Consider the following 20,961-nt stretch of genomic DNA (forward strand, 5'->3'; position numbering starts at 1 on the left):
CGCTGAAAAAACGCTGGCGCGCCCAGGCGTGAACTAGCATGAACCGCATGGATATTCAGGTTGTCAACCATCCCCTTGCTGCGTCGCGGCTGACCATCATGCGCGACAGGCGTTCGGATAACGCGGCGTTTCGCGCGGCGCTCGCGGACCTGGGTGCGATGCTGATCTACGAAGCAGCGCGTGGCCTTGAGGTGGAGGAGTTCGACACCCAAACCCCCGTCGCCACCGCGCGCGGCACGCGTCTTGCCACCCCGCCGATCATTGTGCCGATCATCCGCGCTGGCCTGGGCATGATCGACCCCGCGCTCTCGATGATCCCGGACGCGCAAGTCGGCTTCATCGGCCTGGCGCGCGACGAAAAGACCCATGAACCGGTGCCGTACATGGAAGCGCTGCCGGACGATCTTTCGGGCCGGCCAGTGTTCCTCGTGGACCCGATGCTCGCCACCGGCGGCTCGCTCATTCACGCCATCGACCTCTTGGTTGGCCGCGGGGCGGACGACATCACCTGCATCTGCATGGTTAGCGCACAGCCGGGCGTGGACAAACTCGAAGCTCACGGCGGCCCGGTGCGTCTGGTGACGGCCACGGTAGACCCCTCGCTGAACGAGGACGCCTACATCGTCCCTGGTCTCGGCGACGCCGGTGACCGCCTCTACGGCCCCCGCAACATCGAGCTGTAAGCCTGACGACGCTCCTCCGGTGGCGCGCCCGCCCATCCCGCGCTACATTGCGTGGCGTAACAAGTCGCACGCTGTGGGAAGCGTACGGCGCACGGGGATATCTTGGGGGAACGCATGGGGGACGTATTGCCGCAATCGCACTGGGCGAGCTACGCGCTGGGGTTAGGGGAGCGCGTGCGCGCTATCCGGCTGATGCGGGGCTTGAGCCAGTCGCGCTTGGCGGAGCTTGCGGGTGTGTCGCGCTCGCTGATCTCGAACTTGGAGCGCAACGACTACAACTCCAAGGTGGCCGACCCCACCTTGAGCACGTGCTACCGGCTGGCCTCGGCCCTGCAGGTCCCGCCTGCCGCGCTGCTGCCCGGTGCGGCGGACCATGTCGACGGTTGCTTCCTACTGGTGGACGTGGATGCACCTGCGCCAATCCGGTTCCAGTGGCCGCGCAGCCCCCGCGATACGGCCCGCTTCCGCGACACGTATCTACGCCGCGGCGCGCCGAGCGACACGCCAGCGTTCTAGACGGTGTCCGGGTTACCGGTCGGCCTCGCGCGCCAGGCCGTCCGGGGTGATGTCGACGTCGATGTTGTGCCACTCCAGTTCCCCGTAGCCGTCGTCATCCCACTCGACCTCCGCGCTGCCGCTGCGGGCTGCGTCCACCACGGCCTGCACGTCTGCCTCGGCCAGGCCGTCCTCGGCCATCTCAGCACGGGCCTCATCGGTGTACCCGGTGACTGCCCGAGGCAATTATTTGGTGTTGGCGCCGCCTGCGGCAGGTGCGGGGGCGCTCGTTTGTTCGCGCGTCACAGTTTCGGTGGACATTACTGTCTCCGTGGATGCCACGGTGCTCTGTTCGTTGCGCTCGTCGATGGCACTGCAGGCTGCCAGGCTGGTCAGCGCGACGGCGGCGGTGGCTACAGTCGTTACAACCTTGCTGAAAGTCATAGACAGCAGTATAACAACGGGCTCCGCACCGCTTTGTCTACTTTCGAGGTCGTGGGCGTACACTCGTTGCAGCGAAAGAGGATGTCTGAGACTGACCAATAAGGGGAGCGCACGTGGAACACGCTGGAATCGCCGCTGCGGTAGATCGCTGGTTCGCAGAGAACCAGGAGCGTGTGATTGGCTGGCGGCGCCACATCCACTCGCACCCGGAGCTGTCCAACGAGGAAGTGGAGACCACCGAGTTTCTCGCCGAGACGCTGCAGAGCTACGGCCTGTCCCCGGTGCTCTTTCCGGGAACCGGTCTCTACGTGGATCTCGGCCCGGCGGAAGGCAAGCGGCTGGCGTTTCGCGCGGACATCGACGCGCTGCGGGTGCCGGAGCAGACGGGGCTAAGTTTCGCCTCCGCGAACCCCGGGGTGTCCCACTCGTGCGGCCATGACGTCCACACCACCGTCGCGCTCGGGCTCGCGTGCGCCCTGTCCACGGTGGATTTGCGCCACCCCGTGCGCGTGATCTTCCAGCCGGCCGAGGAAGTCATGGGCGGCGGGGCGCTGGACGTCATTAAATGGGGCGCGCTCGACAACGTCGCCGCCATCTACGCGGTGCACGCTGAGCCCCACATCAAGGTCGGGGAGATCGGCGTGCGCACCGGGGCCATCACCTCCGCCTCCGACGTGATCCGCATCGAGGTGCAGGGCCCCGGCGGGCACACATCCCGCCCGCAGCTCACCGCCGACGTGGTCTACGCCATGGGTGCGCTGATCACTCAGCTCCCGGCGCTGCTGTCGCGCCGGGTGGACCCGCGCACCGGCACGGTGCTGGTTTTCGGCCACGCGGAAGCGGGCGACGCCGCTAACGCCATCCCCAAACGCGGCGTGCTCGAGGGCACTGTCCGCACCGCCGATATCGCCACGTGGCGCGAGATCGAGGACCTGCTCACCGACCTCATCGACCTGGTGGTCGCACCCACCGGCTGTACCTACCACCTGGACTACATCCGGGGCGTCCCGCCTGTGCTCAACGACGACGCGGCCACCGCCTTGGCCGTCCAAGCCGCCCGTGCTGTGGACCCTCACTCTGTGGTCGCGGCGCCGCAGTCTAGCGGCGGAGAGGACTTCTCCTGGTACCTGGAGCACATCCCGGGGGCGATGATGCGCTTGGGCGTCTGGAGCGGCGAGGGTGAGCACCACGACCTGCACCAGGGCAACCTCAATGTGGACGAGCGGGCCATCGGGGTGGGGGTGCGTTTGTTCGGCTCTATCGTGGAAAAGTACTTCCACCCGGGCGAAGACTAGGCCGCGTCTGGGTACACTGTGGCGTTGTTTGGACCCCGTCACACAACCCACGAGGAGAGCTGTTTTGTCCAAGAAGATCGTCATCATCGGTGGTGGCCCCGGCGGTTACGAGGCCGCGCTGATGGCATCCAAGTACGGTGCGGACATCACGATCATTGAAGACAGCGGTGCGGGCGGGTCAGCGATCCGCAAGGACGTCGTTCCCTCCAAGAGCTTCATCGCGGGTGCGAACATCAAAAACGACCTCCGTCGAGCCGACGATATGGGGCTGAGCCACGCCTTGGGCGACGCGAAGTTGTCGCTTTTGGCGCTCAACGAGCGAGTGCAATCGCTCGCGGGGGAGCAGTCTGGCGACATCCAGGCCCAGCTGGAGCGCAGCGGCGTGCGTTTCATCGAGGGGCGCGCGCGCTTTGGCAACGAGCAGACCGGCCACACCACCCACAGCATCGAGGTGCAGATGGCGGACGGCACAGCCGAGACGATCATCTGCGACATGGTGCTGGTCTCCGTCGGCGCGAGCCCGCGCGTACTCAAGGGGGCCGAGCCCGACGGCGAGCGCATCCTCAATTGGCGGCAAATGTACGACCTGAAGGAGCTTCCCTCCCACCTCATCGTGGTCGGCTCCGGCGTCACCGGCGCTGAGTTCGTCTCCGCATTCGCCGAGCTCGGGGTCAAGGTGACCATGGTCGCCTCCCGCGACCGCATCCTGCCTCACGACGACGCGGATGCCGCCGACGTGCTCGAGGACGTGCTGGCGACCCGCGGTGTGCAGCTAGAAAAGGACGCCCGCGTTGAACGCGTGGAAAACACCGGCGACGCCGTCATCGTCCACACCACCGACGGCCGCGCCATCGAGGGCTCGCACGTGATGATGTCCATCGGCTCCGTCCCCAACACCGCGGACCTGAACCTTGAGGCCGCGGGCGTGGACGTCACCCCGTCCGGCCACATCCACGTCGACCGGGTCTCGCGCACCAACGTCGCGGGCATCTACGCCGCCGGCGACTGCACCGACCTCATGCCGCTGGCGTCCGTCGCGGCGCAGCAGGGCCGCACTGCCGTCGACCACGCGCTGGGCGAGGGCGTGAGCCCCATCCGCTTGAAGACGGTGGGCAACGCGGTATTTACCCGTCCGGAAATCGCGGCGGTGGGTGTGACAGAGCAGCAGATCCGCGACGGCGAGATTGAAGCGGACATTTACAAGCTGCCGCTGGCCACCAACCCACGCGCGAAGATGCGCTCGCTGCAGTACGGCTTTGTCAAGATCTTCGCCCGTAAGGGCTCCGGCCAGGTGCTCGGCGGCGTGATTGTTGCGCCGACCGCGTCCGAGCTGATCCTTTCCCTGACCATCGCGGTGACGAACAACCTCACCGTCACGCAGTTGGCCAACTCGATGGCGGTGTACCCGTCGCTGTCTGGCTCCATCACTGAAGCGGCGCGCCGCCTCATCACGCACTCCGACCTGGATTAGGCGCAGGGCGACGAGTCTCCTACCCCCTACAACGCGGGCCGCAGTGAACGGCGGCCCGCGTTTTGTACCCCCGCGCTTTCCCCCGACGCGGCCCGGAAAAGATGTGATCTGTATTAAACTGCCCGTAACCTTATGACCGCAAACCCCTTTGCGAAAGGAGCCCGATGAACCCGGACAATCTTCCTCTGCACGACCTTCCCAGCTTTAACAAGATCCTGGTGGCAAACCGCGGTGAGATCGCCGTGCGTGCGTTCCGAGCAGCGTTTGAGACCGGCGCGAAGACGGTTGCCGTCTACCCCCGCGAAGACCGCAACTCCTTCCACCGCCCGTTCGCTGACGAGGCAGTCCAGATCGGCGAGCCGGGCCAACCGGTCAAGGCCTACCTGGACATCGACGAAATCATCCGGGCGGCAAAGAAGACTGGTGCGGACGCGGTGTACCCCGGCTACGGGTTCCTCTCCGAGCGCGCCGAGCTCGCCCGCGCGTGCCGCGACAACGGCATCAAGTTCATCGGCCCGTCCCCGGAGACCCTCGACCTCACCGGCGATAAGTCGGCCGCGGTCCATGCAGCGGAGCGGGCGGGCCTGCCGGTGCTGAAGGACTCTGAGCCGTCCGCAGACCCGAAGCAGCTGGCGGAGTACGCCAAGGAGTTCGAGTTCCCCGTGTTCGTCAAGGCCGTCGCCGGCGGCGGCGGGCGTGGCATGCGCTTCATTGAGAAGCCGGAGGACGTCGAGAGGCTTGCTGCGGAGGCTTCCCGCGAGGCGGAAGCCGCGTTCGGCGACCCGAACGTCTACATCGAGCGCGCGGTGATCAACCCGCAGCACATCGAGGTGCAGATCATGGCCGACTCGTACGGCAACGTGGTCCACCTCTTCGAGCGCGACTGCTCCGTGCAGCGCCGCCACCAGAAGGTCGTGGAGATCGCCCCGGCCCAGCACATCACCGAAGAGCAGCGCGAGCGCATCTGCCAGGACGCGGTGAATTTCTGCAAGGAAATCAACTACGAGGGCGCCGGCACCGTCGAGTTCCTCGTGGACGAGGCCGGCAACCACGTCTTCATCGAGATGAACCCGCGTGTGCAGGTCGAGCACACGGTCACGGAGGAAGTCACCGGCATCGACATCGTGAAGAACCAGATGTACATCGCTGCTGGCGCTTCGCTGGAAGATGTCCACCTCACCCAGGACCTCATCGAACTCAACGGCGCTGCGCTGCAGTGCCGCATCACCACCGAGGACCCGGCCAACGGCTTCCGCCCCGACTCCGGCGTGGTCACCGGCTACCAGTCCCCGGGTGGCGCGGGCGTGCGTCTCGACGGCAACGTCGCCGTGGGCACCACGATCACCCCGAACTTCGACTCGCTGCTGGTGAAGATGACCTGCCGCGGCCGCAACTTCCAGGTGGCAGTGGACCGCGCCCTGCGCGCCCTCAACGAGTTCACCATCAACGGCCTGTCCACCAACATCGGGTTCCTGCGCGCCCTGCTGAGTGAGCCGGAGTTCCGCCACGAGCGCATCAACACCGGCTTCATCGCCGACCATCCGCACCTGCTGGAGGCGCCCGCGGCTGCCGACGACGCAGGCAAGATCCTCAACTACCTCGCGTCCGTGACGGTGAACCAGCCCAACGGCCCGCGCCCGACCAACATCCGTCCGTCCAAGAAGCTGCCGGAGAACACCTACGGCGACCTGCCGCGCGGCTCACGTGACGATCTGCTGGAGCTGGGGCCAGCAAAATGGGCTGAGAAGCTGCGCAACCAGACTGCGCTCGGTGTCACCGAAACCACGTTCCGGGACGCTCACCAGTCCCTCCTGGCCACCCGTGTGCGCACTAACACCCTCGTCGCGGCGGCGAAGCACGTGGGCCACCTGACCCCGCAGCTGACCTCCGTGGAGGCGTGGGGCGGCGCCACCTTCGACGTGGGCATGCGCTTCTTGCACGAGTCCCCGTGGATGCGCCTGGACGAAATCCGCGAGGCCATGCCGAACGTGAACATCCAGATGCTGCTTCGCGGGCGCAACACCGTTGGCTACACCCCGTACCCGGACTCGGTGACCAAGGCGTTCGTGCAGGAGGCGGCCACCTCGGGCATCGATATCTTCCGCATCTTCGACGCCCTGAACGACGTCTCGCAGATGCGCCCGGCCATCGACGCGGTGCTGGAGACCAACACCACCGTCGCCGAGGTAGCCATGGCGTACTCCGGCAACCTGCTCGACCCGAACGAAGACCTCTACACGCTGGATTACTACCTCAACCTCGCCGAGCAGATCGTCGAGGCCGGTGCCCACGTGCTGGCCATCAAAGACATGGCTGGCCTCATGCGCCCGGCTGCCGCCGCCAAGCTGGTTGGCGCGCTGCGCGAACGCTTCGACCTGCCGGTGCACGTGCACACGCACGACACTGCGGGCGGCCAGCTGGCCACCTACCTGGCTGCGGCGAATGCCGGCGCCGACGTGGTGGACGTCGCTTCCGCGCCGCTGGCCGGCACCACCTCTCAGCCGTCCATGTCCGCGCTGGTGGCGGCATTCGCCAACACCGAGCGCGACACCGGCATCGACCTGCAGTCCGTCTTCGACATGGAGCCCTACTGGGAGGCCGTGCGCCAGGTGTACGCACCGTTCGAGTCCGGCATCCCGGGTCCGACTGGTCGCGTGTACAAGCACGAGATTCCGGGTGGCCAGCTGTCTAACCTGCGCACCCAGGCGAAGGCTCTGGGCTTGGAGGACCGCTTCGAGCTCATTGAGGACTACTACGCAGGCGTGAACGAGATCCTGGGCCGCCCAACCAAGGTCACTCCGTCCTCCAAGGTGGTCGGGGACTTGGCGCTGCAGCTGGTGGGCCAGGGTGTCAGCCCGGAGGAGTTCGCCGAGAACCCGCGCAAGTACGACATCCCCGAATCTGTCATCGGCTTCCTGCAGGGCGAGCTTGGTACGCCTCCGGGCGGCTGGCCGCTGCTGCGCGAGAAGGCGCTGGAGAACCGCTCCGAGGTCGACCACACCGTCCAGGTGCCGGACGAGCTCGCCGGGGACCTGGCGTCCGAGGACCACGCCACCCGCCGCGCGGCCCTGGACCAGCTGCTCTTCCCGAAGCAGTACGCCGAGTACCAGGAGCACCTGCGCACCTACGGCATCACCGACCAGCTGGGTGACAAGGCATTCTTCTACGGCCTCGAAGAGGGCGAGGAGACGATGATCTGGTACGGCGAGATCGACGAGAACCGCCCGCCGCTCGTGGTCAGCCTCGACGCGGTGAGCGAGCCGGACGAAAAGGGCATGCGCCAGGTCATCCTCACCGTCAACGGCCAGGTCCGCCCGATCACCGTGCGCGACGAGTCCGCGGAGTCTTCCGTCGCCGAGGTGGAGAAGGCTGATTCCTCCAACCCGGGCCACGTCGCAGCGCCGTTCGCTGGCGCCGTCACCGTGACGGTGAAGGAGGGCGACGAGGTTAAGGCCGGCGACCCGGTCGCGACCATCGAGGCCATGAAGATGGAAGCCGCGATCTCCGCCACCAAGGACGGCAAGGTCGAACGCGTCGCGTTCACCCAGCCGACCAAGGTGGAAGGTGGCGATCTCGTGGTGGTCATCGCTTAAACCGCTCTCACGCATCACCGCGCGGACCGTATAGCGGCCGCGCGGTGTTTGCTATACGGTCCGGGCACCGCGTGCGCGTTTGCCCAGGTGATGTTGGAACGAATTATCAATAACGGCGTGATCGTATAGCAGCTTGTGGTGGCTACTAGACGATTCGCGCCGTGAGCCGCGCGCCGCGTACACGAATCCAGAGAACTAGTAGATCACGCGTCCAACTTGACGTTTGCCCAGGTGATGTTGAAACCCGTGTGCAATAACGGCCGGATCTGCTAGTTGCTATCTGCGCGGAAGTCCTCCACGTCGACGGCCATGACATTGTTGTGGCCGGCCACGTCTTTGAAGCCAAAAGACTCGTAGCGGTGGCGCGCCCGTTCGTTGTCAGGGTCCACCCACAGCGCCACCTTTGGTGCTCCCTGGCGCGTTGCTAGGTCCACGGCGGCCTGTAGTAGTTTTACCGCCAACCTGTGGCCGGCGTAGCGGTTCTCCACCGCGATGGCGATTTCGGGGATGTCGGGGGAGAGGTTCGCGTGGCCGTCGTCAGGCGACTGCCAGTAACGCAACCACACCCCGCCTGCAGGCACATCGAACTGGTCGAACGCCACGATGCCGCTTTCGCGTTCCGGGTCCCATTGGCTCACGTACGTCTCGGCGCCTTCGCGTTCGCTGTCGCCCACGTTGGCGCCCTCGTCGCCGAAGACGTCGGTGAGGTAGTTCAGCCTCCGCAAGTAGGTGCGGTCGGACTCCGTGGCTTCGCGCAAGTGGAACTCAGGTGTGTAATCCATGCGCACCACGTTAACCCGTCGAGTCGTTTCGACGCATGCGCCTGCCCGACGCCTACCCCGTTGAGTGGAAGCCTATTTGAGCTCCATGAGCACGGCGCCCTTGTTCACATGCCCGCCAGCCTCGACGGCCAGCCCGGTGACGGTGCCGGCCTTGTGGGCCTTGACCGGGTTTTCCATCTTCATGGCTTCCAGAACCACCAACACGTCGCCCTCAGCCACTTCGGCGCCCTCTTCGACGTTGACCTTGATTACCGTGGCCTGCATGGGGGAGGCGACGGCGTCGCCGGAGACGGAGGCCTTGTTAGCCTGGCGCTTCTTCGGCTTGCGCTTGGCCGGGCCTACGGCGACGAGCTCTTGCGGCAGGGCGACCTCGATGCGGCGGCCATTCACCTCTACGGTAAACGTGCGGCGCGCGGACGCCTCCGATGCGGTGTCGGTGCCGGCGTCGGCACCGGCGGGGGCTGCCGGCAGTTCGCCGTCCCATTCCTCCTCGATCCACCGGGTATAGACGTCGAAGCTGTCCGCGTCGCCAATGAACGCAGGGTTATTCACCACGGCCTGGTGGAACGGGATCACGGTGGGAAAGCCGGCCACCACGTACTCGCCGAGAGCGCGGCGGGCACGCTCGATGGCTTCCTGGCGGGTGCTGCCTGTGACGATAAGCTTGGCCAGCATGGAGTCAAACTGGCCGCCGACCACAGAACCGGCGCGCACGCCCGAATCCACGCGCACGCCGGGGCCGGCCGGCTCCGCGTAGGCGGTCACCGTGCCGGGGGCGGGCATGAAGTTCGCGGCCGCGTCTTCGCCGTTGATGCGGAACTCGATGGCATGGCCGCGGGGGACGGGATCGCCGTCGATACGCAATGCTTCGCCGCGGGCGATGCGGAATTGCTCGCGCACCAGGTCGATGCCGGTGGTTTCTTCGGTGACGGGGTGTTCGACCTGCAGGCGGGTATTGACCTCCAGGAAGGAAATCAGGCCGTCTGCGCCGACGAGGTATTCCACCGTGCCCGCGCCGTAGTAACCGGCCTCGCGGCAGATGGCCTTCGCGGAGGCGTGGATGCGCTCGCGCTGCTCGTCGGTAAGGAACGGTGCCGGCGCCTCCTCCACGAGCTTTTGAAAGCGGCGCTGTAACGAGCAATCGCGGGTGCCCACGACGACGACGTTGCCGTGCTGATCCGCCAGCACCTGGGCCTCTACGTGGCGGGCCTTGTCTAGGTAGCGCTCCACGAAGCACTCGCCGCGACCGAACGCGGCTGTGGCCTCGCGCGTGGCGGATTCGTAGAGCTCCGGGATCTCCTCGCGGGTGTAGGCCACCTTCATGCCGCGGCCGCCGCCGCCGAACGCCGCCTTGATGGCAACGGGCAGACCGTGCTCGTCGGCGAAGGCGATAACCTCGTCAGCGCCCGAGACCGGGTCCTTCGTCCCCGGTGCCATCGGGGCCTGCGCGGCCTCCGCGATGTGGCGGGCAGTGACCTTGTCGCCGAGGGCCGCAATGGACGCGGGGGAGGGGCCGATCCAGGTAAGACCGGCGTCGATAACCTTCTGGGCAAACTCCGCGTTTTCAGAGAGAAAGCCGTAGCCGGGGTGGACCGCGTCCGCCCCGGATTTCTTCGCAGCAGCAATCACCTTGTCCATGTCCAGGTAGCTCTCGGCGGCGGTTGCACCGCCCAGCGCGAAGGCCTCGTCCGCGAGCTGGACAAACGGCGCATCCGCGTCGGGCTCGGCGTACACGGCGACAGACGCCAGCCCCTCGTCCAAGCAGGCACGGATGACACGCACGGCGATCTCGCCGCGGTTAGCCACCAGCACCTTGGTCACGCTGTGGGAGAGGTCAGTGGTCGCTGCAGTGGTAGGCACGAAGCTATCCCGTCCTTCAATCGGAGAAAGAAACCGTTACAAACGTCGGTCAAACGTCGCACCATGTTACAGCTCCCTGGCCTTAGCGCGCCTAGTCTCCCTGCGCTTGGCCCTTAGCAATGGGCATCCGGACCATGTTGCCCCACTCCGCCCACGAGCCGTCGTAGAGCGCCACGTTGGTGAACCCGAGAATGTGCTTGAGCACGTACCACGTGTGCGACGAGCTCTCGCCGAGCTGGCAGTACACCACCGTCTCCGCGTCTTTGTCGAAGTGCTCGTAAATGGCCCTGATGTCGTCCAGCGGGCGGAAGCGGGCGTTAGGGAAGACGGACCGGCCCCACGGCACGTTCACCGCTCCCGGAATGTGCCCCTGCCGCAGGGAGGGGGCGGCGATGGATTCGGAGTGCGTTTTCTCGCCCAGGTAGGCGGAAGCGGGACGTGCGTCGATAAGCTGGGCCGGCGTGTGCTCCAGCAAGTCCGCCGCAAACGCGCGGAAGGGAGCGTCCTGGCGCTCCACCACCGGGTAATCGGTGGCCGGGTACTCCGGCACGACGAAGGAGGTGTCGCGCTCCTCGCCCATCCACGCATCGCGGCCGCCGTCGAGCAGGCGAACATCCGGGTGGCCGAACAGCTCAAACACCCACGCGGTGTAGGCCGCCCACCAGTTGGAGGAGTCGCCGTAGACCACCACAGTGTCGTCGCGGCTGATGCCGCGCGAACGCATGAGGGCGGCGAATGCTTCGCCGTCGATGAAGTCGCGCACCAGCGGGTCATTCAAATCCCGTTTCCAGTCAATGCGCACCGCGCCCGGGATGTGGCCGATGTCGTAGAGGAACGCGTCCTCGTCGCTCTCCACAACTTTCAGCCCCGGAACGCCCAGGCGCGCAGACAGCCACGCGGCCGTGACGAACTTCTCCGGGTGCGCGTACTCCTGGAACTGGGGGGTGTTGTCGAGCTCGATGCCCATGCCGGCAACCTTTCTTTTCGCCCGCGTCCGCGCAGCTTTCTCGCGCGAACACGCCACCTGACGGCGGGTAACAAACCACCGTCAACGATACAGATACGGCTGCCGCGCACTCGATGCATCTGGCCGAAACACGCAAAGATGTGACCTTGCGCACTATCGCGTTGCCCGCCGGGTGGGAATCACGCCCCCGGGTTACAGTTGCCGGCGAGAACACACAGGTCATGGCCAGTTTGTTCTGACCATCAATTTTGCCCCGCCGGTGCGTTATGCCCCAGCGGGCGGGGCCTCCATTGCGAAAGGGACCTACTGTGCACAAGGCAATTGTTGTCTTCGAGGTCGAGGGCGGCTCCGACAAGTCTTTCGACGGCCACCGCAAAGACACCATGCCGATCGTGAACGCGATCAAGGACAAAGGCTGGCACTCCGAGGTTGTCTACTTCCGCCCCGAATGGGCGGACGACCTGTACGCCTACGTTTCTGAAAACTTCGACGCGTACATCTCCCGCGTCAACCCGGGCAACGTCCCGGGCGGCGAGAAGGGCTACTTCGACCTGCTGACCCGCCTGACCGACGCTGGCCTGGTGGGTATGTCTACCCCGGACGAGATGATTGCCTACGGCGCGAAAGACGCCCTGGTCAAGCTGAACGGGACCAATCTGGTGCCGGACGACACCGCCGCGTACTACGACGTCGACGACTTCCACGACACCTTCCCCACGTCGCTGTCCTACGGCGAACGGGTGCTCAAACAAAACCGCGGCTCCACCGGCTCCGGCATCTGGCGTGTGCGTCTGGCCGACAAGTCCTTGGCGGAGTCCGTCGAGCCGGGCACCGCGCTGCCGTTAGACACCAAGCTCAAGTGCACCGAGGCGGTGGACAACCACACCGATGAGCGCGAGCTCGGCGAGTTCATGGATTTCTGCGACCAGTACATTGAAGGCGACAACGGCATGCTCGTTGACATGCGCTTCATGCCGCGCATCGTTGAAGGCGAAATCCGCATCCTGCTTGTCGGCCCGGACCCGGTGTTTATCGTGCACAAGAAGCCGGCCGAGGGCGACAACGCGTTCTCCGCGACCCTGTTCTCCGGCGCGAAGTACACCTACCAAAAGCCGGAAGAGCGCCCTGAGCTTGTGAAGATGTTCGCCGAGGCCCGCCCGGTCATCGCCGAAAAGCTCGGCGGCGACGATATTCCGCTGATCTGGACCGCGGACTTCATGCTCGCCGACGATGACGAGACCGGCGAGGACACCTACGTCCTCGGCGAGATCAACTGCTCTTGCGTCGGCTTCACCTCCGAGCTGGACATGGGCATCCAGGAGAAGGTGGCCGAAGAGGCAATCAAGCGCGTCGAGGAGAAGCACGTCTAGCGGGCGCGTGCTTATCGACGTCTCAAGCGCCCACCGCCCCGGCCCGCAGCACGCGGGACCGGGGCGGTTTGTGCGTTGCGGGGCTATCCCCGGGTTTTGCGGTCGCTGGCGCGGCTGGCCTTGTGTTGATGGCCTTGTGTGGATGGTCTAGCAGCCGACGGCTCCCGCTAGACCATCTGTGTTTTATCGGCACTGAGTGTCATTACCACCTGGGGAAACGCTCAGGCTCAACTCTGATGGTCTAGCAGGCCGGGCGAGGCTGCTAGACCATCTGGTGAGCAAACGGCTCGGAGCCTGTCCCTTACTAGTCGTAGGTGCCAAGCAGGTACCCGACGGGGTAGTGCCAGTGTTCGTAGAATTTCTCGGTGTCCCCCGAGATGGCTTCAATGCCGCCGTTCGCCGGACGGATGTCGGCGGAGTAATGGTTGACAAAACCGTCGGCGGTGAATCGGCCGCGCTCCGACCACGCAACTGTGGCGCCGCCGTTTTCTAGCGGCGTGATTTGGTCGATCTGGCCGAAGAGTTTCGCCTCGCTCACCGGTTCGCCGTTGACGTACAGCGCCAACCCGTCCGCGACCGATCCCGCGAGGCCCTGCGGCCCGTTCTCATCGCCGAGCGAGCCCTTGAAGGTGATCCAGCTCAGTGGTGCGCACGGGTCATACTGGTTGTCGATGTCTTCGATCCAGTAGTTGTAGTCAGACCCGTCATCCGCCGGCATGCGGCCCGGGGCGGTGCCGGTGGCGTACTGCTGTCGTGGGTCGGAGGGCAAGTGAGCGCAATTGCCGCCCTCGGGTGCTGCTGCGGCAGGAGGGGCCTTGCTGGCTGGTAGCTGCGCGACAGACTCGGTGACGGTCCTTGCCTGGGTCACCGTCTCTGCCCCGTCAACGCCGATGGATGCGGTGACGGTTGGCGCCATCCCGCCGGTATCGGCAGCTGTGTCCGCTGTCGTGTCTTCCGTGGCGCTGCACGACGCAGTCGCGAGCGCCGCCGGAACTGCAAGAAGGAGTTTGGTGGTTTGGTTGATTCGCGTCATACCTCGTTAGGGTAGAAGCTTTGCCACACTTTCTGGGTCCGCGTCGGAGAGCATCTGGCGGCAGCGGTCGTATTCTGCCTGGTCACCGATCTTCTGCGAGGCTATTGCCAACATCGCAATGGCCTTCAGCACGCCCTGATTCGGTTCGTGCGAGGCCGGGACCGGGCCCCAGCCTTTCCAACCGTTTGCGCGCAGGCGGTCTAGGGAGCGGTGGTAGCCGGTGCGGGCGTAGGCGTAGGCGATGAGTGCGTCGCCGCCGTCGAGTTCACGCTCGGCGCGGGCAGCCCAGACTGCGGGGGAGTCGGGGTGGGCGAGCGCGGTGTCGTCTGCGAACAGATCCTTGCCTGCGGCCGGGTCGACGGGAAGCTCGATGGGCTTCGGGGCGAGCATGTCGTTGATTTCCATGGCCGCCAGGCTACTAGTTTGCTGGCGGCCCGTGCCGGGCTTGGCATTCGCGGATATTGTGGGGCGCAACCCGATGGGATCTACGTCCCACTCCGAGGAGTTCCCATGGCAAGTGCAGTGTACACGGCAAAGAAGGGCACCCACACACAAACCATCAGACACCCTCAAAGCATCGAATAGGGAGAAACGCCATTCCCAACGCAATTTCCTTGCTGGGAGACAAAGCCTCCTCGCAAAGCACCGTTTAAGTAAGCCACCAAAAAGGAGATACAAACAAGAACGTTCACGAAGGAGATCGCACAGCCACGCCATACATACTGGCCCGTTCCTTTCCACCACCCCGTAGTGGGCATCGCCTCTGCAGGGACCGATGGCTAATGTTTAGGCCCCACGCCAATTTCGTTTGTCACTGATCTTCTTTCGATCGCATGTATTCGCTCAGATACTTATATAGTGTGGTCCGCCCGATCCTGAGTCGGCGGGCCGCCTCCGCCTTGGGTACACCGTCAGCAACCCACTGGCGGGCCTGGGTGACCTGAGCTTCGGTGAGCACTTTCGCCCGGCCCTTGTAGACCCCGCGCTCCTTGGCTCGGGCGATCCCCTCGGCCTGGCGCTCTTTGATGACGGAGCGTTCGAGCTCGGCGACACTACTCAAAAGGCCGAGCATCAGTTTGGCGATCGGGGCCGCCTTGGCCGAGTAGGTCTGCCCCTCGCGCAGAAATCTCACCGAAACGCCACGGCCCACAGGGTCTTCGACAATCGTGTGCAGGTCTACCAGTGAGCGGGCGAGGCGATCCATGTTCGTGACAACAAGCTGATCGCTTTTCCGCAGATACCGCAGCACCTCCTCCAGCTAGGGACGATGCCGCGTCGAGCCGCTGATTTTCTCCTTATATATCTGCGACGCCCCCGCCGCACGGAGTTGGTCGAGTTGGCGATCCAGGTTCTGCTCCAAGGAACTCACCCGGGACTTTCTGCCCCGCAGCGTCCTGATGTACATCAATCTCTAGAGACAATGACGGTTATGTTCCGTTAGACATAATCCAACCCTACCGAACAGGGGAAAGCTGTAATTCAAAACTGTCTATTTAAGGCGTACCTTAACGGTCGGGGTTTGTCTTGAATTGGGGTTGTGACCGAAGTTGCAACTCGTTTAAGTAATAAGGGTTGCTACCTTGATAGCAACCCTTAAATCACCCACAGACTTTTACACCACTCCTCAATGTAAAACACGAAAGGCGTGGCCCCTCCGCTTTACGCGCGCGACCACGCCTTTCCTCACTGTGAAACGCTTGCTTCTCTTCGGTGAGATTTACGACCGTTGCATCGACCGCCGCACGCTGCACAGCCTCCGTATTCTGATTAATTCCGACCCTCAACCCCCATGTGATGGCCGAAAAGACTAGACGGTGCAACCTATCCGGAAATTCAGTACTAGCTACGCGGATTACTGGTACTACCTTCCCTAAAACTGCAGGATAACTGCGGGCTCAAAAAGTTGGCGCCTACGAGATTGAGTCGGAACAATATATGTTTTGGAGTGCTCTGACAATGATTTCGGGAAAAAATATACGTTCGTATACGTTTTTCTTTTTCCGCTTTTAAATTTGTCTACTGCATGCGATCTTTGGGGTGTCCGAATTTTCATCCATCTCCTCTCGAAAGGTTTAATAGCATGTATCGTCCCAAGAAATCTACGCTTTTGGCGGTGCTGACTACCGCAGCAACAGTTTTTGTTCCGTCTAATGCTGGTGCCGAGACTGTGACTGGCCCCGATGTATCGTCTCAGAATAATGAGTCTCCGTCTTCTGTGTCCTCGGGATTGGCCGAAAAAGCAGATTCCTATGTTTCTCTACGAGGAGATCAATTCTCGGTTGATAGCGAGGCAGAAAGCGTTTTTTCCCAAAAAGATCTGCAGGAAATTGAAAACGAGGTAAAGGCTCAGAACGAAATGATCAACGAGGCCAAGGCTGATAGTAACCTCGAGATGAAGGTAGCGGGAGATTCGGTAACCTTCTGGGAAAAGGGACCGAAGATCTCGAGCTCCGATAATGATGACATTGATCCATACTTTCAAGAAGGCCGGAATGGAATTGAATTCCATGGCACTACTGTGAGGGTGCTGCTGTCCAAAACGACGATCAACCGTGTGGGTGCCGGTGTTGCAATCGGTGGAATTTGGGTTCCCGAACCAGTAATTTCCAAAATCCTAGCTACTGTAGGGGTTATTGCTGGCGTAGCACCTGGTGGCGTATATGCCGACTTTGGTATTCGTTCGATTGTGTTAGGTGCTTTTACGCATACCGCAGTTCCTCAGCGGGTTGGTTTTCAATAAATTATCCCTGAACTAAGCACTAAGGGATCGACGGTAGCGTGATTGGGATGTTGCGATACGGATGTTGCTGTATTTTCTAGATGAAACTCAAGGAGAATCTTTCGACTAGGAAGATTCAAAATGGTTGGGAGAGGAAATTTTGTGGAAAAAGCTTTTGGCCACTGGGGGCGTTCTTCTGATGGCGTTTTCCGTTTACGCTAAGTGGCCGTATGCCGTGACGATTGCTTTAGCAATTTTGGTCATTCTCCTCCTATTTGTTCCCTATGGGAAGAAGTAAAACCTGAGCAGAGGTAGAGATTTAGATCTACCTACCTCTGCTTTATTTTATTATTTACTAATTATGGAAAAAGAAATTACTGCAATAATGAGCCGTGTAGCCCTTTTCTTTTTGGCTAGTGTATTGATAGCGGCCCCGGCTTCATCAGCATCTATTGCGCAGCAGCAGAATTCCGATCCTCTTTCATACATAGAAAGTGGTGACGAGATCCAGGTGGGCCCTCCTCAAGGGGCGGTGACGTGTTCTGTAACTATCATTTCCCAACGACGGGCCTTGACTGCAGGTCACTGCGGCGAAAAAGCGGATGAGGTTTATTCGAAAGGTAGGCGTATTGGAAGTATTGGAGAAAATTACTTGTTGAGTAGCCAAGGATCGGATGTTTCAGAAATCCTTCTTTATCCCCCTACCGATTACGATCTCCGGGTCGATAAAGTCAGTGATAAAGAAGTCGAAATCCCTTCCACTATATTTACGAAAACGTTTCTTGGAGGGAGAAATGAGGGGACTATCGACGACAAGAACCTATATTGTGAGAGTTTTTCCCTAGCGGGGAGGAATTTCCACGCGCGCACTCTTAAAGCTCAAATACCTTCAAAACCTGGGGATTCGGGTGCTCCTGTCTATAATTCTTCAGGGGAATTGGTAGCCCTTATCGAAGGCGGTAATGGTAAAGGTGATACTACTATTACGCCAATTTCCTTTCTGGAGAGAAAAGGTCTTGAAGACTATCCGGCTAGTGATTGTAAAATGAATAAATAAATGTATCAATTTATTCTCTAGTCGATAACTTCGTTTTTGTTGATTCGTTGCGACTACTACACAAAAGTAGATGCGCACGACATCCCCAGGATTTCGTCCGCATCTCCTTTCACTGGCCGTCGAGACCAAAGCGGATGGATAAGCAGCGGCGTCTGCTGTACGAGGCCTTATTCACGTCGGGGAAGTTAGATCTGGATCTTTCGTACAACACCGAAGACCCGAAAATGAGCATCGGGGAGTGGTTGCGGATGAACACCGACCACCGTCTCGACCAGCACTACGTTCTCGACGAGTTTTTGAAAGGCTATTGAGGAGGCCAACTATGTCAATCAGCCCGCTGTATGTCGCCCGAAATGGCAGCTAAGAAGTGTTTTTGAAGGTCTATGACCCGGATCAGAATGATGCCACCGAGATGCTTCTCGCTGGTCTGATCAACCGTGACCCGGACGCACGGGCCCGGATCGGCAACGATATGCTGGACCGGGATGCGGACCCGACTGTGGTGGATCACGGGCAGAACACGCTGACGCTACTGTTGAGTCACGATGATCTCGGTGAGGGCGATGCGGCGCTTGTGCAGCGGCTTGTCGACGGCGGTGCCGACGTGGACTTCCGCGAAAGCCGCGGCGATGTGCCGATCAAGCTCGCGGTGAAGATCGGCGCCGAAAGCAACAAGCAACGCCGACCCATTTACGAGGCGCTATTCGGTAAGAACGTGGATTTGGATGAGCCGTCGAGTGTCCGCAACCCCAAAAACACAATTGGCCAGTGGCTGCGCATGTGCGTGGACCACCAGACGGAGGACCTCAAGGTCATGGACGAGTTTCTCACCGCCCGCGGCTTCTAGGCCCAGAAATCGGACGCGTTCAGGCCGAAGCGGTACAGGCAGCGGCGAAGCAGCGGCATAGACAGGCCGATCACGCTGGTGGGGTCGCCCGAGATGGAGTCGATGAACCAGCTGCCCAGCGCCTCCAGGGTGAATGCGCCGGCGCACTCGAGGGGCTGCCCGGAGCGGGCGTAGGCCTCGATGTCTGCGTCCGACACCTCGCCGAAGCGGATGGTTGTGCCAACGGTGTCCACGACCCACTCGCCGCCGAACCACACGGCGTGGCCGGTGAGCAGCTGCGCGTCCTTGCCCCGCTGCGCCTTCCAGCGGCGCACCGTCTCTTCGACTGTGTGAGGCTTGCCCAGCAGCGTGCCGTCGAGTAGCAGCATGGAGTCGTAGCCCACCACCACGTCATCGGGAAATTCGGCGATGGCAGTCTCCGCTTTGGCGCGGGCCAGGGTGGAAACGGTGGTGGCCGGAGGGGCGTCGTGAAGCGAGGCGATCACCGCCTCCTCGTCGATGTGGGCGGGGCGCAACACCGGCTCCACACCGCCCTGCTCGAGCAGCATGCGCCGCGACGGCGACTGCGACGCCAGGACGAGCCGCATTAGAAGTACGCCGCCGAGTCGAACGCGTGCGGGTTAAACGTTGTGGCCGGGTGTGCGGCGCCCCAGAGATTGGCGTCCGGCTGTACGCCGGCGAGTTTGCGCTCGCGCTGGAGCTGTTCCAACACCTGGGAGAGCGCTGCGAGCTCCGCCTCGGTGGGGTTGCCTTTGACTACCTGAATATCCACGTCAGCCTCCTTACAGCGGGATGTTGCCGTGCTTCTTCTGTGCCGGGTAGGTCACTTTGCGCTCAAGCAGGCGCAGGCCCTCGAGCACGCGGGCGCGGGTGGCGGACGGCTCGATGACTGCGTCCACCAGGCCGCGCTCGGTGGCCACGTACGGGTTGAGGTTCTCCTCGGCGTAGGCGGCCTCGTCGGTGCCGATGGCCTCAGCGGCGGTAGTCGCGTCGGCAAGCGCGATCTGCGCTGTCGGCCACGCGAACACTAGGTCCGCGCCAAGGCCCTTGGAGCCCAGCAGGGCGTAGGCGGGGCCGAACGCCTTGCGCGTGACCACGGTGATCGTGCCCACCTGCGCTTCCGCGAACGCGTAGGCGAGTGCGGCGGCACCGGCGGCGGTGCCGGAGCGCTCCTCTTCCACGGACGGCACGAACCCCGGCGAATCCACGAACTGCACGATGGACAGGTTGAACGCGTCGCAGGTGCGGATAAAGCGCGCCGCCTTGCGTGCTGCGTCGCGGGTGAGACAGCCGGCCAGCACGCTCGGCTGCGTTGCGACGACACCTACGGCCCTTCCCCCGACGTGGGCGAAGCCCGTGACCACGGAGCCGGCGAAACCGGGCGAGAGTTCGATGAAGTCCCCGTCGGTGACTGCGCCGATGATGTCGGTGACGTCGTACGGCTGGTTGTCGTCGTCCGGGATGAAGGTGTCCAGGTCAGTGTCAGCTGCAGCGGCTTCCGCGCCCAGAGGCGAGGTGGCTTTATTGTTCAGCGGCAAGTAGCTCACCACGGCGCGCGCCAGCTCGACCGCGTCGGCGTCGGTAGCCGCGGTCAGCTGGGCCAGTCCAGTCTCATTCGCGTGGACCGCGCTGCCGCCCAGCTCTGCCGCAGAGGTCTCTGCTGCGGACACCTTGCTCACAATGTCCGGTGAGGTCACATGCAGCGACGCGCCCTCGGCCATGACAGTGATGTCGGCCAGCGGGGCGGTGACTGCGGCGAGTGCCGCGGCATTGCCGGCTACGACCGCGATCTGCGGGATCAGGCCGGACGCGCGGGTGGCGGCGCGCAGGATCTGCGCCTGCATGTGCGCGGTGACGATGCCCTCTTTCCACCGGGGACCAGTGGAGTCGTAGATGCCAATCAGCGGCACGCCGGTCTTCGTGGCCAGGTCGTAGATTTTGAGGATCTTGTCGGCGTACACCTCGCCGATCTGGCCGTCGAAGATCGTCGGGTCCTGGGAGAACACGCAGACCCGTCGGCCGTCGATGAGCCCGTAGCCCGTGACCACGCCGTCGGTCGACGGCTTCGACTTGTCCATCTTGTACGCCTCGACGCGGTGCTTGGCCAGCGCGTCGGTTTCCACGAACGTGCCGTCGTCCACAAGCTGCAGCACACGCTCGCGGGCGGTCGCGCCTCCCGCCTCGTGCACTGCGTCGATCGCGTCCTGACCGACCGGGGCCTGCGCCTCTTCCAGGCGGTTGCGCAGGTCCTCGATGCGGCCTGCGGTCGTGGTCATGTCGGGTTTGGATGAACTCATAACGCCTCAGTCTAGATTCCGTGTGTACCGCAATGCTTATCGACGGCT

21 protein-coding genes and 1 pseudogene are annotated in these 20,961 nt (G+C 63.0%); 10 read left to right on the forward strand and 12 right to left on the reverse strand.

All coding sequences use genetic code 11. The annotated features are described in order from the left end of the window. Nucleotides 1-47: 47 nt before the first annotated feature. Nucleotides 48-683 (forward strand): uracil phosphoribosyltransferase, encoded by a 636-nt coding sequence (gene upp, locus CUREI_RS02145; RefSeq protein ID WP_038613737.1) that lies wholly within the window; start codon nt 48-50, stop codon nt 681-683. A 114-nt stretch (nt 684-797) separates the two neighbouring features. Further along, complete coding sequence (locus CUREI_RS02150; protein ID WP_038609911.1) at nt 798-1,199, forward strand: helix-turn-helix transcriptional regulator; 402 nt, start codon at nt 798-800, stop codon at nt 1,197-1,199. A 12-nt stretch (nt 1,200-1,211) separates the two neighbouring features. Here the strand turns inward: CUREI_RS02150 and CUREI_RS12180 are convergent, their stop codons facing one another. Continuing rightward, nucleotides 1,212-1,424 (reverse strand): hypothetical protein, encoded by a 213-nt coding sequence (locus CUREI_RS12180; RefSeq protein WP_144242387.1) that lies wholly within the window; start codon nt 1,422-1,424, stop codon nt 1,212-1,214. Then, nucleotides 1,425-1,622 (reverse strand): hypothetical protein, encoded by a 198-nt coding sequence (locus CUREI_RS02155; protein ID WP_038609914.1) that lies wholly within the window; start codon nt 1,620-1,622, stop codon nt 1,425-1,427. It abuts the gene before it with no gap. Between the two features lie 113 nt (nt 1,623-1,735). Between CUREI_RS02155 and CUREI_RS02160 the strand changes: the two genes are divergently transcribed. The 3 genes from CUREI_RS02160 to CUREI_RS02170 all read left to right on the forward strand — a co-directional run bounded on the left by CUREI_RS02160 (nt 1,736) and on the right by CUREI_RS02170 (nt 7,981). After that, nucleotides 1,736-2,917: an amidohydrolase gene (locus CUREI_RS02160; protein ID WP_038609917.1), complete on the forward strand. Its 1,182-nt coding sequence runs from the start codon at nt 1,736-1,738 to the stop codon at nt 2,915-2,917. 64 nt (nt 2,918-2,981) lie between these two features. Further along, nucleotides 2,982-4,388: an NAD(P)H-quinone dehydrogenase gene (locus CUREI_RS02165; RefSeq protein WP_038609920.1), complete on the forward strand. Its 1,407-nt coding sequence runs from the start codon at nt 2,982-2,984 to the stop codon at nt 4,386-4,388. A gap of 164 nt (nt 4,389-4,552) precedes the next feature. Continuing rightward, the gene (locus CUREI_RS02170; RefSeq protein WP_038609923.1) at nt 4,553-7,981 is read left to right on the forward strand and encodes a pyruvate carboxylase; all 3,429 of its coding nucleotides are present in this window, start codon (nt 4,553-4,555) and stop codon (nt 7,979-7,981) included. Between the two features lie 269 nt (nt 7,982-8,250). Here CUREI_RS02170 and CUREI_RS02175 read toward each other — a convergent pair whose 3' ends face one another. From CUREI_RS02175 to CUREI_RS02185, 3 genes are all read right to left on the reverse strand, one after another. Next, the gene (locus tag CUREI_RS02175; protein ID WP_038609926.1) at nt 8,251-8,763 is read right to left on the reverse strand and encodes a GNAT family N-acetyltransferase; all 513 of its coding nucleotides are present in this window, start codon (nt 8,761-8,763) and stop codon (nt 8,251-8,253) included. A gap of 72 nt (nt 8,764-8,835) precedes the next feature. Beyond that, nucleotides 8,836-10,623 (reverse strand): acetyl-CoA carboxylase biotin carboxylase subunit, encoded by a 1,788-nt coding sequence (locus tag CUREI_RS02180; RefSeq protein ID WP_330216993.1) that lies wholly within the window; start codon nt 10,621-10,623, stop codon nt 8,836-8,838. A 91-nt stretch (nt 10,624-10,714) separates the two neighbouring features. Further along, a complete protein-coding gene (locus CUREI_RS02185) occupies nt 10,715-11,590 on the reverse strand; it encodes a sulfurtransferase (RefSeq protein WP_038609929.1) in 876 nt (291 codons plus the stop codon). 308 nt (nt 11,591-11,898) lie between these two features. Between CUREI_RS02185 and CUREI_RS02190 the strand changes: the two genes are divergently transcribed. Next, complete coding sequence (locus CUREI_RS02190) at nt 11,899-12,960, forward strand: Cj0069 family protein (RefSeq protein ID WP_038609932.1); 1,062 nt, start codon at nt 11,899-11,901, stop codon at nt 12,958-12,960. Between the two features lie 304 nt (nt 12,961-13,264). Here CUREI_RS02190 and CUREI_RS11530 read toward each other — a convergent pair whose 3' ends face one another. The 4 genes and pseudogenes from CUREI_RS11530 to CUREI_RS12780 form a co-directional block, all read right to left on the reverse strand. Then, on the reverse strand, nt 13,265-13,993 hold the full coding sequence (locus CUREI_RS11530; RefSeq protein WP_051952140.1) for a hypothetical protein: 729 nt from the start codon (nt 13,991-13,993) through the stop codon (nt 13,265-13,267). A 6-nt stretch (nt 13,994-13,999) separates the two neighbouring features. Then, nucleotides 14,000-14,398, reverse strand: a complete 399-nt coding sequence (locus CUREI_RS02200; RefSeq protein WP_038609934.1) for a DUF3151 domain-containing protein — start codon at nt 14,396-14,398, stop codon at nt 14,000-14,002. Nucleotides 14,399-14,804: 406 nt separating this feature from the next. Next, nucleotides 14,805-14,951, reverse strand: a complete 147-nt coding sequence (locus CUREI_RS12775; RefSeq protein ID WP_330217000.1) for a helix-turn-helix domain-containing protein — start codon at nt 14,949-14,951, stop codon at nt 14,805-14,807. A gap of 78 nt (nt 14,952-15,029) precedes the next feature. Beyond that, nucleotides 15,030-15,398, reverse strand: a pseudogene (locus tag CUREI_RS12780) (recombinase family protein); the annotation flags it as partial. Between the two features lie 675 nt (nt 15,399-16,073). Here CUREI_RS12780 and CUREI_RS12185 point away from each other — a divergent pair. From CUREI_RS12185 to CUREI_RS02215, 4 genes are all read left to right on the forward strand, one after another. Beyond that, nucleotides 16,074-16,733 (forward strand): hypothetical protein, encoded by a 660-nt coding sequence (locus tag CUREI_RS12185; protein ID WP_144242388.1) that lies wholly within the window; start codon nt 16,074-16,076, stop codon nt 16,731-16,733. A 340-nt stretch (nt 16,734-17,073) separates the two neighbouring features. Beyond that, a complete protein-coding gene (locus CUREI_RS12190; RefSeq protein WP_144242389.1) occupies nt 17,074-17,769 on the forward strand; it encodes a chymotrypsin family serine protease in 696 nt (231 codons plus the stop codon). Nucleotides 17,770-17,903: 134 nt separating this feature from the next. Beyond that, a complete protein-coding gene (locus CUREI_RS12420) occupies nt 17,904-18,080 on the forward strand; it encodes a hypothetical protein (RefSeq protein ID WP_158407443.1) in 177 nt (58 codons plus the stop codon). A 62-nt stretch (nt 18,081-18,142) separates the two neighbouring features. Continuing rightward, the gene (locus CUREI_RS02215) at nt 18,143-18,616 is read left to right on the forward strand and encodes a hypothetical protein (protein WP_144242390.1); all 474 of its coding nucleotides are present in this window, start codon (nt 18,143-18,145) and stop codon (nt 18,614-18,616) included. Here the strand turns inward: CUREI_RS02215 and CUREI_RS02220 are convergent. The 3 genes from CUREI_RS02220 to CUREI_RS02230 are packed head-to-tail and all read right to left on the reverse strand — an operon-like array spanning nt 18,613 to nt 20,913. After that, nucleotides 18,613-19,203 (reverse strand): Maf family protein, encoded by a 591-nt coding sequence (locus CUREI_RS02220; protein ID WP_038609944.1) that lies wholly within the window; start codon nt 19,201-19,203, stop codon nt 18,613-18,615. The genes CUREI_RS02215 and CUREI_RS02220 overlap by 4 nt on opposite strands. Beyond that, nucleotides 19,203-19,388, reverse strand: coding sequence for an acyl-CoA carboxylase subunit epsilon (locus CUREI_RS02225; RefSeq protein WP_038609947.1), 186 nt, complete (start codon nt 19,386-19,388; stop codon nt 19,203-19,205). Before CUREI_RS02225 ends, CUREI_RS02220 begins: the two co-directional genes overlap by 1 nt. A gap of 10 nt (nt 19,389-19,398) precedes the next feature. Beyond that, complete coding sequence (locus CUREI_RS02230; RefSeq protein ID WP_038609949.1) at nt 19,399-20,913, reverse strand: acyl-CoA carboxylase subunit beta; 1,515 nt, start codon at nt 20,911-20,913, stop codon at nt 19,399-19,401. Nucleotides 20,914-20,961: the final 48 nt, after the last annotated feature.

Source organism: Corynebacterium ureicelerivorans (assembly GCF_000747315.1).
Taxonomy (GTDB): domain Bacteria; phylum Actinomycetota; class Actinomycetes; order Mycobacteriales; family Mycobacteriaceae; genus Corynebacterium; species Corynebacterium mucifaciens.